The 14,035-nt window shown below is 42.0% G+C and carries 12 protein-coding genes and 5 tRNA genes; 4 read left to right on the forward strand and 13 right to left on the reverse strand.

Annotation, left to right across the window (positions count from 1 at the left end; genetic code table 11):
* Position 1 precedes the first annotated feature (1 nt).
* From GWK48_RS05390 to GWK48_RS05410, 5 genes are all read right to left on the reverse strand, one after another.
* Positions 2–232, reverse strand: coding sequence for a 30S ribosomal protein S17e (locus GWK48_RS05390; protein ID WP_174630300.1), 231 nt, complete (start codon positions 230–232; stop codon positions 2–4).
* Between the two features lie 41 nt (positions 233–273).
* Positions 274–1,425, reverse strand: coding sequence for a fructose-1,6-bisphosphate aldolase/phosphatase (gene fbp, locus GWK48_RS05395; RefSeq protein WP_174630302.1), 1,152 nt, complete (start codon positions 1,423–1,425; stop codon positions 274–276).
* 228 nt (positions 1,426–1,653) lie between these two features.
* Positions 1,654–3,456 (reverse strand): ribosome biogenesis/translation initiation ATPase RLI, encoded by a 1,803-nt coding sequence (locus tag GWK48_RS05400; RefSeq protein WP_174630303.1) that lies wholly within the window; start codon positions 3,454–3,456, stop codon positions 1,654–1,656.
* 45 nt (positions 3,457–3,501) lie between these two features.
* Positions 3,502–3,699 (reverse strand): hypothetical protein, encoded by a 198-nt coding sequence (locus GWK48_RS05405; RefSeq protein ID WP_174628447.1) that lies wholly within the window; start codon positions 3,697–3,699, stop codon positions 3,502–3,504.
* A gap of 98 nt (positions 3,700–3,797) precedes the next feature.
* A tRNA-Ile gene (locus GWK48_RS05410) sits at positions 3,798–3,871 on the reverse strand.
* Positions 3,872–4,089: 218 nt separating this feature from the next.
* Here GWK48_RS05410 and GWK48_RS05415 point away from each other — a divergent pair.
* Together GWK48_RS05415 and ahcY are read left to right on the forward strand one after the other, a co-directional pair.
* Positions 4,090–5,469 carry an RNA-guided endonuclease InsQ/TnpB family protein gene (locus GWK48_RS05415; RefSeq protein ID WP_174630305.1) on the forward strand — a complete coding sequence of 460 codons (1,380 nt, stop codon included), beginning with the start codon at positions 4,090–4,092 and terminating at the stop codon, positions 5,467–5,469.
* 123 nt (positions 5,470–5,592) lie between these two features.
* Positions 5,593–6,843 (forward strand): adenosylhomocysteinase, encoded by a 1,251-nt coding sequence (gene ahcY, locus GWK48_RS05420; protein WP_174630307.1) that lies wholly within the window; start codon positions 5,593–5,595, stop codon positions 6,841–6,843.
* Between the two features lie 127 nt (positions 6,844–6,970).
* Here the strand turns inward: ahcY and GWK48_RS05425 are convergent.
* A tRNA-Val gene (locus GWK48_RS05425) sits at positions 6,971–7,045 on the reverse strand.
* A gap of 387 nt (positions 7,046–7,432) precedes the next feature.
* Entirely contained in the window at positions 7,433–9,355 is a 1,923-nt protein-coding gene (locus GWK48_RS05430) for a beta-CASP ribonuclease aCPSF1 (RefSeq protein WP_174630309.1), read from the reverse strand.
* Between the two features lie 73 nt (positions 9,356–9,428).
* Between GWK48_RS05430 and GWK48_RS05435 the strand changes: the two genes are divergently transcribed.
* Positions 9,429–10,484, forward strand: coding sequence for an NAD(P)-dependent glycerol-1-phosphate dehydrogenase (locus tag GWK48_RS05435; protein WP_174630310.1), 1,056 nt, complete (start codon positions 9,429–9,431; stop codon positions 10,482–10,484).
* Here the strand turns inward: GWK48_RS05435 and GWK48_RS05440 are convergent.
* The 6 genes from GWK48_RS05440 to GWK48_RS05465 all read right to left on the reverse strand — a co-directional run bounded on the left by GWK48_RS05440 (position 10,474) and on the right by GWK48_RS05465 (position 13,022).
* Complete coding sequence (locus GWK48_RS05440; protein ID WP_174630312.1) at positions 10,474–11,172, reverse strand: FKBP-type peptidyl-prolyl cis-trans isomerase; 699 nt, start codon at positions 11,170–11,172, stop codon at positions 10,474–10,476. The two genes, GWK48_RS05435 and GWK48_RS05440, sit on opposite strands and share 11 nt — an antisense overlap.
* A 213-nt stretch (positions 11,173–11,385) precedes the next feature.
* A tRNA-Leu gene (locus GWK48_RS05445) sits at positions 11,386–11,484 on the reverse strand.
* Between the two features lie 63 nt (positions 11,485–11,547).
* Positions 11,548–11,657 (reverse strand) — tRNA-Ser (locus tag GWK48_RS05450).
* Positions 11,658–11,687: 30 nt separating this feature from the next.
* Positions 11,688–12,599 (reverse strand): polyamine aminopropyltransferase, encoded by a 912-nt coding sequence (gene speE, locus GWK48_RS05455; protein ID WP_174630314.1) that lies wholly within the window; start codon positions 12,597–12,599, stop codon positions 11,688–11,690.
* Complete coding sequence (locus tag GWK48_RS05460; protein ID WP_174630316.1) at positions 12,599–12,784, reverse strand: 50S ribosomal protein L37e; 186 nt, start codon at positions 12,782–12,784, stop codon at positions 12,599–12,601. The genes speE and GWK48_RS05460 overlap by 1 nt, the downstream gene beginning before the upstream one ends.
* A gap of 10 nt (positions 12,785–12,794) precedes the next feature.
* Positions 12,795–13,022, reverse strand: coding sequence for an LSm family protein (locus GWK48_RS05465; RefSeq protein ID WP_174630318.1), 228 nt, complete (start codon positions 13,020–13,022; stop codon positions 12,795–12,797).
* Between the two features lie 247 nt (positions 13,023–13,269).
* Between GWK48_RS05465 and GWK48_RS05470 the strand changes: the two genes are divergently transcribed.
* Positions 13,270–13,358, forward strand: a tRNA-Tyr gene (locus GWK48_RS05470).
* Positions 13,359–14,035 lie beyond the last annotated feature (677 nt).

The raw sequence follows: 14,035 nt of genomic DNA on the forward strand, positions 1-14,035 counted from the left end.
CTCACTCCTCTAACTGCTCTTGGTCTTCCTGCGGAGTAGAAGCTCTTTGAGTCTGTTTGGCTCTTCTTGTAATATAGCCAGCTATTCTGTTCCTGACTTTCTTAGAATAAACGTCAACTACCTGTTTCACGAGCTCTTTATTTTTTCCATAGTCAGTTGAGACCTGATCCTTGTATTTCTCGAATATTTCTTGTCCGATCCTTTTGATGTCCCTCGTGTAGATATTTCCCATTACATCACCATCTCCTCTTAAGTGAGGAAAGAAATTAAAATTTAGTCCATCCCTTGATCCTTGGAAGAGTATATACTAGGCTTTGCTTTAGCAACACTCTCTTCTTTCTTAAACCTATCCTTCAGTTTCTCGATTATGGTAGGTAATGTAGTATACTCCATTTCTGTGGGTTCTAGTCTATGTGGCATGAAAGGTCCATGTCTCCTCATATAATCAGTAATTATTGTAGCTGTTCTCCTAGTTTCATCAAAGGCTGGGTCATCAAATAGATCAGAGGGTCCAGTGAGTCTACCATTTTTAACGTTAAATCCTAATCCTATTAACCTAGGCGGTCCATCAAATCGTGTGGCTTTGGCATCTCTTTGAGATACAGGCATTAAGGGACCATAATGACTCCCTCTCATCCATCCTGGAACGAGATAGGGAAATGAAAAAGCCTCTAATGCCTCTCCAAGAGCAGGAAAACCGTGTTGTAGTCTGACTATTAATACAGGGTCATCTTTTCCAACGTATTTACCTGCAATAAGGTTTAATCTTTCAATAGACGTGACAGAACCAATCATATTGTCCGCTTTTCTATACACTCTTCTAACGACATATCTAGCAGGGGTACCTATTAGTCCTAATAAATAGTATATCTCCTCAGGAGAATTCAAAACCACACTTTGCCCCTCATAAACATCCAAGACCTCAAATTTGAATCCCTCATTCATCGTTGGGTCAATAACTAGACCTGCGGTGTTAAACGGATCAGCAAACATCTTGTACAGGGGGTAGTTGAACGCTCCTGGTTCGGTCTTGTCTGCCATGAAGATGGCTATTGGCTCAGAAGGTCTTTCTTCTATGTCCAGTTCGGCCATTCCAGGGCCCATTCCTTTCAGATTTCCTGAAAAGGTGTCCGAAAGGAGGTCTTGGCCCGCTGCATATAGCCCTAATTCCTTGGATACCTTTGTTGCCTCCTTGAAGGAATCCCAAGCTACTTCATGAACCTTGGAGTCGAGCTCTCCTCTGGTGTGGCTCATTATGAGTTCGAGGTCGTCCCCAACGTTGGTAATATAATAATCTAGGATTATTCCTTGTCTCTTGGCCTCAGCTAGAACCCTATTTGCTGCTGCCATGGTATCTGGGTGAACTACATGGTGACCAGCTAAACTACCTATATCAGCCTTTATTACGCTAACGGTAGTTCTCATGTTACGACATTTCTTTATATGGTATTAAAAATCTTGTTGTAGAAAACGGGATTGGAATAGTTTTCAGTTTTCTTTTTAAAGTATAGTAGTTTTTAAAGGATAAGCTCGATTCCCGAAATAACCTTGGCGCTGCGGCGTAAATTTGAAGCGTGGAATAGAGAGCGTATTGTTCTTGTTTACCATGTCTTAGTACATCTAATGTTCTCAAAAAATTTAGCATAAGAAATATCATTCTGTGATGGTCTCCATCGAATAGAACTCGTTCTTCTCTCTTTGAAGTCTATCCAGGTAACTTCCCACCTTATTGGCTCTTGGTCTGCCGGTTTCTGAGTCTCTACGAAAGGTTAATCCAACCTCCCTCAAGAACTTATTCATTCCCTTGCTAACTGATAATGGGACCGACGCATGACCGGACTGCCCTGGATTTCCTGAAAACACAATTATCCTATCGGCTATATAATCATGAATAGCCAGATCATGATCCACTACAAATGTAACGCTTTTCCTTTCCCTTGTAATTCTTTTTATTGCTTTGGCGACGATGTACCTCTCTCCCACGTCCAAGTATGATGAAGGCTCATCTAGTAAATATATCTGCGCTTCCCTAGCTAGAGCTCCTGCGACTAGAAGCTTCTGAAGTTCTCCTCCGCTTAGATTTTTAACGTGAGAGTCTAATAATTTGTGAAGATTTAATCTTCTTGTAACTTCAGTATAGAACCAAGAGGAAGAGGAAAGGGTATCCTTGCTAACAGAATCTAAATACTCTCTAACGCTTCCGTCATAATCTGGAACGATCCTTTGTGGTTTATAGGAAAGTGCAAGTCCCTGAGGTTGTACTTCGCCGAAATCGGGCTGAATATCACCTGCAAGTATTCTGATGAACGTAGTTTTACCTATGCCGTTGGGTCCGACTATGCCAATCACCTCCCCTTCTCTGGCAGATCCTCCTTCGACTTCTAAATCGAACCCATCTAGGCTTTTTCTAATTTCATTCCACTTTATTTTATCTTGTACATTTTTATTAAAATCTATATCAGTAACCTCTTTAAGAAAGAATTCTATTTTTGTATCATTTATTCTCATATTCTCTGCAGGCAAATATCCATTTAAAAAGTTATTGATTCCTACTCTGGCGGAGTAGGTCTTTGACACCTTTCCATAAACAGCGCTTTCTCCATATAATATAGAGATAAAGTCTGCCACATAATCTAAAACAATAAGGTCATGATCAACAACTATGGCATACTTATTCTTAGTTAGCTCTCTTATGGCTTTAGCCATGTTTAGTCTTTCCCTGATATCCAAGTATGATGAAGGTTCATCTATAGCATAAACGTCGGCTTCCCTTGCAAGTGCAGCAGCTACGAGGGTTTTCTGAAGCTCCCCACCGCTAAGCACTCTAACATCCTTGTTCCAAATTTTTTCCATGTAAAGCAGCTCTTTTATCTCATCTAGTTTGTTTCTCTCATCTACTTTCTTTAGCAGCTCCCCCACTTCTCCTTTAAGTAACCTGGATGTGTATTCTATGTATTGTATTTTATGTACGACTTTGATTTTTTTGTTATATAAGTTATAAAAATATGAATAGAGTTCCTTTCCCTTTAGCTGTTTAAGTACGAAATCTATTGAAGGTTGAGAGTCTAAGATTCCAAAATTTGGAATTATCTCCCCGCTAAATATTCTAAGAACAGTTGTTTTCCCAGCTCCGTTCTTTCCAAGAAGGCCGATAATATATCCACTCTTCAAAATAGGTAAACCAAACAATTCAAAGCCGTTAGTTCCATATCTATGTACTACCTCTTTACTGAAATTATCGGGAACGTTGACTATGGATATGGCCTCGAATGGGCACTTCTTAACGCAAATGTTGCACCCAATGCACGTCTCCTCATAAACTACGGGTTTGCCTTTATTTTCTTGGACTATTTCTATGGCCTTGCTGCCTGATCTGTTTATTGGACAAAATCTTACGCATTCCAGAGAACATTTGTCGGGTTTACAAGATTCGTAGTTGATTACTGCTACTCTCAATAAAGACACCCCTCTTATAAATAAAAAATTTCCTTCTTCCTTAATTTACCATTCGTCTTCTTCTTCCCAATCCTCTTCCCAATCTTCTTCCTCTATGTCTTCCCAATCTTCTTCCTCTATGTCTTCCCAATCTTCTTCCATCAACGCAAGCACCAATCTTTCCTTAATTGAATAGTACTTATAATTTTCGTCAAGTATCAAAACCATGATCCGACAAAAGTATTCTAGATTGTAGTCGATCATTGGGAAATGTATAGTATCTTGCGTAGAAAACTGTTAGGCTGAATGAAGTTATATTGATAATTTTTAATTAGATAGTCTCATAGGGAAAAACTCGTTCATGGGCCCGGAGGGATTTGAACCCTCGACCACGCGGTTATGAGCCGCGCGCTCTACCTAGCTGAGCTACGGGCCCACTCAACTTTCATAATCTTTTGTACATACTTAATCCCTGTTTTTAAGGCTTACGTCTTACCTGGATGTCTTGAGTAAATATAAACGCATTATTCCGTTAAATAGTGTAACTAGACCAAATCTTAGTAATCCATTGAAACGTAGTTATAAAAGGAAAAGAAAACCTCGCCCTTCAGGGCGGGGTGAATGTTTTTTAAGCTTTAGCGCACACTCTTCTTCATGACACTCCCTTCTGGTCAACTCCAATACCATGAGGAGCGGGAGCCGATCTCTCCGGCAATGCCAGAGGGGAATGTCAGGACAACCGTCGTTAGGCTATTTCCAAGTGGGGCACAACAGAAGAAAATAAGGAGGTTAGCAGATGCTTCAGCGAGGCTGTACAACGAGGTAAACTATGAGAGGAGGCAACAGTTCTTCAAGGACAAGAGAGTAGACTTCAAGGGCACTTGGGACAAGTACTACGAGAAGTACAAGAGGATCCTAGGATCTGCTAACGCGCAAGCTGTACTACAGAAGGACAACGAGGCTTGGTCATCTTTCTTCTCGTTGTTGAAGAATAAAGATAGCCTACCACCCTTCACTAAACATGTATCACCACCAGGTTACTGGAAAGAGAATGAGAAGAGGAAGTTAATCCTAGTTGTTAGGCAAGACCGCTATGAGGTCGACGAAGAGAGACGTGTACTCATCCTCAAGGACTGGAAGATGGAAATACCGTTTGCTGGTAGGCTAAGGTGGTTTGGTACACAAGGTAGACTAGAGGTACACATAGACGGGGACAAGTTCTACGCCCACATCCCTGTTGACGTGGGTAGGGTCACGACGAAGAAGAGCAAAAGACCAATGAAGGAGTCCCTCATCGTACACGGTGAGAGGGACAGGGTACAGGTGAAAACACCTAAAGGCGAGAAAGTAGCCTCAATTGACCTCGGCATAAACATGTTAGCGACAGTCACCGTAGACGACGGTACTGTCCTCTTTTACCGTGGCTCTACCGTGAAGGCTGACTACTTCTATTTCCAGAAGAAGGTCGCGGAACTAGATAAGTTGAAGGCTGAGGCTGAGAAAGTCCAAGAAACAGAAGCTAGGGAGGAAGTGTTAAGTGAAAGGGAACGACTATTTAAGAGACTATACCGCAGGCTCCTCCACCACTACAGGGCTTTGTCCTCCCACCTATCTAAGACGTTATGGCAGTTAGGAGTCTCAACTGTCTACCTTGGTTATCCTTACTCCATCTCTCAGGACAAGGGGAATAAGTTCACTTCAAACATCTGGTCTTACCGCAAACTGGTTGAGGCAATCACGGACAAGCTCCACGAGTATGGTATAAAGGCATACTTAACAGTTGAGTATAACACTTCACGTCTCTGTGCTCTCCACGGTGTTGTAGTTGAGAGGAAGCCTAGGGGAGTCGTCAGTTGTCCTTTAGGGCACAGACTGCACAGCGACATCAACGGTGCTCTAAACATAATGAAGTTAGGGATAAAGAGGACTGTTAACGTATTGAAAAAGCCTCTCTCTTTCCTCGTCTCTTCAAACGGAGTAACTCCCGTAAAGGGGAGTAACACCTCAGACCTCGGTGGAACCCTCGCCCTTTAGGGCGGGGAGGAGGTCAGTAGTTCATTTAAATGTTGATATTAAAGGATCTACTCAATAGGCCAGGGAACCATGTAAGGATCATAATATGATATATATTTATACTTGTTACTTTCGTTCAGATTCATGCAGTATAAAATCAAGGATATTTCATTAGCTGAAGCTGGGCATGCTCAGCTGGAATGGGCTGAGATGCATATGCCAGCCCTGATGTCAATCCAAAGGGAGATTGAAAAGAATAAACCTCTATCAGGAGTATCAATTGCTGCGGTATTGCATATCACCAAGGAGACTGGAGTTTTGGCGAAAACTTTGAAACTCGCAGGGGCTAAGGTAGCTCTAGCTGCAAGTAATCCTTTGTCTACCCAGGACGATGTTGCAGCTGCCCTAGTAAAGTATTATGGGATCAACGTGTTTGCCTGGAAGGGAGAAACGGAGGAGGACTATTATGAGAATATTAAAAAATTGATGGAATTCAAGCCAGAGGTAGTAATGGATGATGGAGGCGATCTCCACGCTTACATACATCAAAACGAGCTCTTCCAGAACATGGCTGGAGGAACAGAGGAAACCACTACAGGTGTTATAAGACTAAAGGCTATGGAGCAGGAAAAGGTTCTAAAATATCCAGTAATAGCAGTAAACAATGCCTTTACAAAATACCTTTTTGATAATAGATTTGGAACAGGACAAAGCGCTATCGACGGCGTACTAAGAGCTACAAATATACTGATAGCCGGTAAAACTTGTGTGGTAGTTGGGTATGGTTGGGTAGGCAGGGGGATAGCTTCGCGTCTTAGGGGCCTCGGCGGAAGAGTCATTGTCGTTGAGGCAAGTCCTCTAAGAGCTCTAGAGGCAATAATGGAAGGATTTGAAGTTATGTCAATGAGGGAAGCGGCAAAGATTGGCGACCTATTTATAACAGCTACAGGAAACATAAGGGCAATTTCAAAGGATCATATAATGGAAATGAAGGACGGAGCCATTTTAGCAAACGCTGGTCACTTTAACGTTGAAATTGATGTAGAAGGGCTAAGATCAATAGCAACAAGGAGGAGGACTATAAGGCCTTTCACAGAGGAACATGTCTTATCAGATGGGAGGAGAATATATCTACTTGCAGATGGAAGATTAGTCAACCTAGCAGCTGGAGAGGGGCATCCTAGCGAAGTGATGGATCTCAGCTTTTCCAATCAGGCATTATCTGTTCTTTATATAGTAAAGAAAAAAGGAACTCTTGAACCGAAAGTCTATGATGTCCCAACAGAAATCGATGAGAGGGTAGCTAGACTGAAGCTTGAGGCAATGGGTATTAAAATAGAGGAGTTAACAAAAGAGCAAGTAGAATACAGCAAGCAGTGGAAGTACGGAACTTAATGTGATTTAAAAGTAATTGATTTATATTGTATATTTTCTTCTCCGAACTTTTCTACACCAAATAGGATAAAATTATAATTCATTTAGCTATGCTATTTATTCTAGCATAGTGGGAGACGCTAAAAGATGGGCCCGCTGGGATTTGAACCCAGGACCTCCGCTGTGTCAGAGCGGCATCCTAACCAGGCTAGACGACGGGCCCCCAAGTCAGTATCATGTCATACCTAACTTAAAAAATTGAGGTTTGCAAGCCGTAGTCAACAGTTTCCGTGAGACCATCATGTTTATATAATCTGGATTGTTGAGGACTTTATATACCACAAGGGGTCTTGCCCTAGATGTGGGCCTGTATCCCGACAGGTCGGCAAGAGATGCGAAAAGTCGAAGATGCGCGTTCCCCCACCATCTAGGTGGGTCGGGGTTACCCCTTGGGGCGGAGGGATGAGAGCGAGTTCCCCGCTTGACCCCCGTGAAGCCAAAGGGCTGAGGGTTGATATCAAACATTATGAGATCCCATTATGAGATCCGATGAAACTCAAGCCTTGTGTAGGTAAGGAGTAAAATTCTTTTATTATGCTCAGAGTCCCGTTTAAACTATCCTTATACTGTCAAGAATACCTGGGTCATAGATTGAAGATGTCCTTAAGCCTAGTCTTTCTTTCTCTCTATTGAAACTGATCCTCTTCTTGAACTCTCTGATAGCTGTGGGCTCTCCGTGGTTCAGAAGAATGTTCTTCGGTTTGGGCGCTATATCCTCCAAGAACTTTAACAATTGTCTCTGATCCGAATGCCCAGAAAAGCCATCAATAGCTTTAACTTCCATGTTTACTTTGATATTGTCAATCCTCCCATCTCTCCCTATTATTTGAATTTCTCTAGCTCCGTCCCTTACCTTTCGGCCCAAGGTTCCTTCTGCTTGGTAACTCACAAAGATAATGCTATTTTTGCTATCTGGAGCTAGCTGTTTAAAGAACTCAACGGCAGGCCCTCCATTAAGCATTCCAGAGGTAGCTAGAATCACTGAAGGCTCACCGCTTTCCGCTATATCATCCCTGTACCCTTCTATCCTCTTAAAGAATTCAGAGGTAAACGGATTTTCATCTCTAAATAGGATGGAATCCCTTACTTCCTTTCCTAACCATTCAGGATACGCGGTATGAATTGCGGTGACCTCATCGAACAGTCCAGTAACGTAAACTGGAACCTCAGGTATTAGTTTCCTTTTCATTGCGTCATTTATCACCAGCATTATTTCTTGTCCCCTGCCAACAGCTAGTACTGGTATTAGCACCTTACCTCCGTTCCTTACTGTCTTATTTATTACATCCACCAAATCGCTTTCAGACTGCTCCCTATTTGTTTGAACTTGGGCTCCATATGTAGTTTCCATGATCAAAGTGTCAACTCTAGGGAACTCAGACACAGCTCTGTCCAGCAATCTAGTCCTGGCGTACTTGAAATCGCCGGTATAAACTAGGTTGTGAACACCTTCTCCTATATGTAGATGAGCCATTGCAGAACCTATGATATGGCCAGCGTTGTAGAAAGTTAACCTAATGTCAGGAGCAATATCTGTCACCTCCTCATAGTCAAGAGTAATGGTATGAAGAAGTTCCTTTCTCACCTCTTTCGCAGAATAGGGTAAGGGTCTTCCCTCTTTCTCAGCAACATCCAATAAGTCCAATTGCATTAAAGCCATTATATCTCTTGTAGGTTGTGTGGTGTAAACTGGTCCTTCATATCCATACTTGAAAAGGAACGGAATCATTCCGCTGTGATCCAAATGGGCATGCGTTAATACCACAGCGTCTACATCCTCAAGTCTAAGTTGGTCTATATCCAGCTTAGGAAACATCCTTTCTCCGAAATTCACGCTTGGATTTACCCCCACGTCCATGAGTATCCTACTTTCTGGAGTTTCTACTAGTACGGCAGATCTTCCTACTTCCTGAAACGCGCCTAAAGCTGTAATTCTAACATACCTATCTTTAAATAAAAGCTCTCTATGGATTCTCTCTCCGAAGGTTTTCAGGATCTTCGACCTATACTCAGTTTCGTTGTAAATATGAGTGAGTACTCCTTCAACTGTTCTAGATTTTATTGGAGGTTCCCGTATAATTACAGGTCTCCAGTAAGTTTCCATGAAAATTTTTTGCTGGATTAGCCCTCTTTTTCCAATAACAAGACCGGGTTTCTTAGCCTTTATTAGAACTTCTCCCAACTCATCATCAAACTTAATGTCTGTTACTTGAGCCTCTGGAGGAACGGAGCTTTTTATTATCTCGATGGTTTCCTTTTCATCCTTTCTCACGCTGCTGTCGGCCTTGATTACAATCCTCTTTTTTATTTCTTTCACTATTTTCTTTACTATATCCATTTTATCGTTCATAACCGAAGGGTTTTTTACATATACGGCTATCTCTGGCCCTTCAAATTCTATCCTAGTTATTCCGGCCTCTTTAGGTATTCCGTTGTATATTGATGATATTATACCTAGTCTAAAATTGGACACTCGTCTCACCAAAAACCAAGAAATACAACAACAATAGGTAATCCTTTATTATATTTAAATCTTCTTTCATTATATGGAGTTACAAGAGCATGTAATAGACCTGCCGAAGAAGGTATACGTTGGCAACGGTATACTCTCGAAGCTCGGAGACTATTTATATCAACTAAATGTGGTAGATCCTATTTTAGTAATTATAGGACCGACTGTACGGAAATTGGTACTAGGAGAGATTTTGAATAAAATAACATGGTTAGGGAAAGTTGAAATGGTAGAAGTAAACAATTCATCCATTGAGGAAGTTAATAGAACAGAGGAAATAGCCAAGAGGGTCAATCCAAAATTTATTCTTGGGATAGGCGGAGGCAAAACAATTGATGTAGCAAAGTACGTTGCGTATAGGCTAAATATTAATTTCATAAGTATTCCAACTGCCCCATCTCATGATGGAATAACCTCTCCGTTCGCATCCATAAAGGGTTTAGGAAAACCTGTTTCGGTTAAAGCAAAGACTCCCTACGCAATTATAGCAGATATACTCGTGTTGAGTTCAGCTCCAAGAAGGCTCATAAACGCTGGCATAGGTGATACGATAGGAAAATTAGTGGCTATTAGAGATTGGAAGCTCGCATCTAAACTCACGGGAGAGTATTACGGTGACTATACTGCTTCGCTAGCCCTTCTTTCAGCAAAGCATGCATTAGCATGTGCTAAAATTATACATAGGGACTTGAAGTATAGTGTCAGGTTACTCACAGAAGCCTTAATCAGCAGTGGCGTTGCAATGGGTATGGCTGGTAGTACTAGGCCAGCTAGTGGTTCGGAGCATCTGTTCGCTCATGCCGTAGATTTACTGCAGCCTAACGCAGCCATGCACGGCGAACTAGTTGGGATAGGAACGATACTAATGGCCTATGTACACGGAATTAATTGGAAAGAGATACGTAACGCCCTAAATAAAGTGGGCGCACCAACTACTGCAAGACAACTAGGGATCCCCAATGATATAATAATTAAGGCGCTGACTATTGCCCACACCATTAGGCCGGAAAGATATACCATCCTAGGAGATAGAGGTCTAACTTGGGGATCGGCAGAAAAAATAGCGCGGGATACTGGCGTTATCGAGTGAGGAGCTGTTTGGTGTACGTTTCCTCATATATGACTTGGAAGTCCTCTAGCACGTAATTTATGACTTCCCTAGCAAGTAAAAGTTTCCTTGTCTGTAGGTCTTCCAGAAGGAATATTTTGTCTGGTACACGAACCTTCAGAACCTTACTGTCGTTGAGTAGTTCGAAACCCGGCTTATCTGAGGTGGGGAACCACCTATCTATGAGAGCTTGAATCTTTTCATTTGTCTCCGTTATGTGTTTTACCACCTTGACTTTGTAAACCAAGGTTTCCCCAGCCAATGGATGATTTAAGTCTATATACACCCTGCCACCGCTCACGCTTTTTACGATTCCAAAGTTCCCATCGGAAAATCTGACAGGCATACCTGGATAAGGGGTCATACCCTGCTTCCTCAGCTCTCCCAAAGAGACTACTTTCACCTTGGACGGATCTCTTTTTCCGTAAGCATTTTCAGGTGAAATCTCTATTTCTTTTTCCTCATCCACATTCATGTTATAGAGCGCGTCTTCGAGTCCCTTGATTAACCTATGCTCTCCTAGGATGACCAATTGAGGCCCGTATTTCTTGTCTTCACTATGAATATCAGCCTTCTTAGCTTCCTCCTCAATGGTAGTGTCTATAACCCTTTCTGTGTTCTTAATTTTCCCTACATAATCAACTAGTAGGAAATCCTTGTCCTTGAACATAATAACCAAAGCAGTTACTAGCTAGAAGATTTAAAATTACTCATGGAATTGATAAAACGCTTTGTACATAACCTTCCGGTCGGTTAATATTGAAAACGAATAATAAGAACAGAGGCTCTAGACTCGCTATATATTCTTAAGAAATAATTTGACAAATGATCAATCATGTTTATGGAGATATAGAGTTAGTCACTATTTCCTAAGAGAAGACAGTGCGGGGGGCGGGATTTGAACCCGCGCAGGACTACTCCAGTAGGGGTCTCACCAAGGGTCCTGAGCCTACCCCCTTTGACCATGCTCGGGCACCCCCGCACATTAGATCATAAGCTTGTTTCTATTTAAAAAATCATGCGTGTTGCAGAACCCTAGAAATATCGCCGGGGGCGGGATTTGAACCCGCGCGTCTCGGAGAGACAGTAGGTCGCACGCTTGCTTGCTGGAAAAGGTCTCGAGCCTACCCCCTTAGTCCACTCGGGCACCCCGGCATATAACTAAGGAAAAGTAGAGTTAAAAAATCAAGCAGGAACTGTGACTGGATTGGCTTCTGTGGAGATCCTTGTTTCACTGAGTATTCTTTCTCTGATATGTTTCGGAATATTGAATAGCATCGAGTGCGTCTCACCGTCATAAAATCTCAGTCTTCCATCAATCCTGGTTTTCAAAAGTTCGTTTACAGCATCTGAAGATAGAGTGTTAGGAGTTGTGTGATTGCTAGCATAAACGAATCCCCATAGACCATCGAAAGAAGGTACGTATGTGATAGCTACCGCTACGTTTCTGAATACTGTCTTCATTGTATTATATATTGCAGAAAATGTTTCAACACTGAATGAAGGGGAAGTTGCCTGCGTAACAACTCCGCCATCATCTTTGACTATATTGCTTATCCTCTTGTAAAATTCTCTAGTATAGAGTTTGTAAGACGAGTTACCCTTAATTGGGTCAGTTAGATCAAGGATTATACCGTCGAAACTCTCGCGGCTATTATCTACATAGTCAAGAGCGTCACCGATCACTATCTTGGATCTAATGTCATCGAAAGCTCCCTGATGCCATTCCGTAAGATATTTCTTGGCAAAATCTACAACAGCCTGATCTATGTCGACCATTACGACCTTTTTTACGCTTTTATGTTTTAATACTTCCCTTAGGGTAGCTCCCTCGCCTCCACCTAGAATTAAAACTTCGGAGGGATTTTTCACCGAGAGCAACAAAGGATGAACCAGTGATTCATGGTATATGAACTCGTCAGAGACTGTAGACTGTACCTTACCATCAATTATAAGGGATTTACCAAACCTGGTTAAATTAGCTACCATTACTCTTTGATACTTAGTGACCCGATCCTCAATAACTTGATCTATGTGATGTGCATGAAATTCAAATGACGACTGCCACTCTATATGCCAACTCCAACCGTAGTCCATTACTTTAACCTTACCCCGTTCACCTTTTTAGTTTTCCAGCTGTATCTGCTAATTCGCTTGGATTTCCCAAAACCGCATGCAGCACATTTGTGTTTAGTGGGATTGTATGAATTCCTTCCGCATCTCCTGCATCTAATATGGCTAGGCGCTTTATTCATTTTTCCAAAAGACGGTGTTCCTTTCATCTAAACCCACCTACTGTTGAATAGGGGAGATAAGAATTACATTATCTCCTCTGATGACGATCGTTCCCATCTTTTTGCCACCACCATCGCTCTGGATTTCCTCGGAATCAGAGAGAACCAAATTCATATGTTGATCATAACTTTTTAGCATCCCTCTTACTTCCTTGTTCCCCTTTAACTTTACTAAGACTAAGCTACCAACCGACTCAGCTAGTAGCTTATGTGCAGTTTCAGCCATTAACTATGACCCCTTATAAGAGATGGTCTTTATCCTGTTTATAAATTGAGTGGATCATTGCCAGCATAAGAGCTGTTGTTGATTTTTGTCCTGTTTAGGTTCTCTGTTACTCTCGAGAAGGTACATCTGGCTTTGCTCATTTCAATTTATCCTGTATTTTGAAAGCTGGTGTAGCCTTTTCCCTTTGAAAATGAAACTAAATACAACAGCGGAAAACTTTTATGGTCACAATGGAATTCTAACTTGTCCCACCGTAGCTCAGCCCGGTTTAGAGCGCCCGGCTGTAGATAAGGGGCAGTTACCGGGTGGTCCGGGGTTCAAGTCCCCGCGGTGGGACTCTTGAAAGATCATTTTCCACATATGTATCTACGGTTTGATAGCTTTCCAATTAAAGTAAGTATTGATAATAAGTTTTAAGGCTGCCGAGCGTGTTAATCTCAGAAGAAGTAGTTGCAAAGTACCAAAAGAATTGTTACTTTTATGCAAGGTAGAGGTTCTTAGGCCTCTAACTAATATAGGTCAAGTTCAATATCGGAAAGATGGGAGAAACAGGAGTTATGCTTATCTGTGAGATCTCATCTTTCTTCTACGGTCAAACGTTATGCGAGGGGTTTTCAAGTCTTGGAGGAATTGAGGGAAAAAGACATCCCTAATCTTGACCAGTGGGGACTCTGATTGAACTAGTATCGATTTAGTGTCGAAGATCGCGTTAAGAGACTTCTGTTAAGAAACTGACCTCCTCCCCGCCCTGAAGGAGGGTATCACTGAGGTCTAAGGCGTTACTCCCTTCACGGGAGTTACTCCGTTTGAAGAGAGGAGGAAGGAGACAGGTCTTTTCACCTTGTCTACAACTCTCTTTATCCCTAATTTCATTATGTTGAGAGCACCGTTAACGTCACTGTGGAGCTTATGGCGTAGGATAGTTAACTACTCCCCTAGGCTTCCTCTCATCTGAAACTTCGTGAAGTGAACAGAGACGCGAAGTGTTGTACTCGACGACTAGGGACGCCTTT

The sequence above is a fragment of the Metallosphaera tengchongensis genome (genome assembly GCF_013343295.1).
In the GTDB taxonomy this organism is placed as follows: Archaea; Thermoproteota; Thermoprotei_A; order Sulfolobales; family Sulfolobaceae; genus Metallosphaera; species Metallosphaera tengchongensis.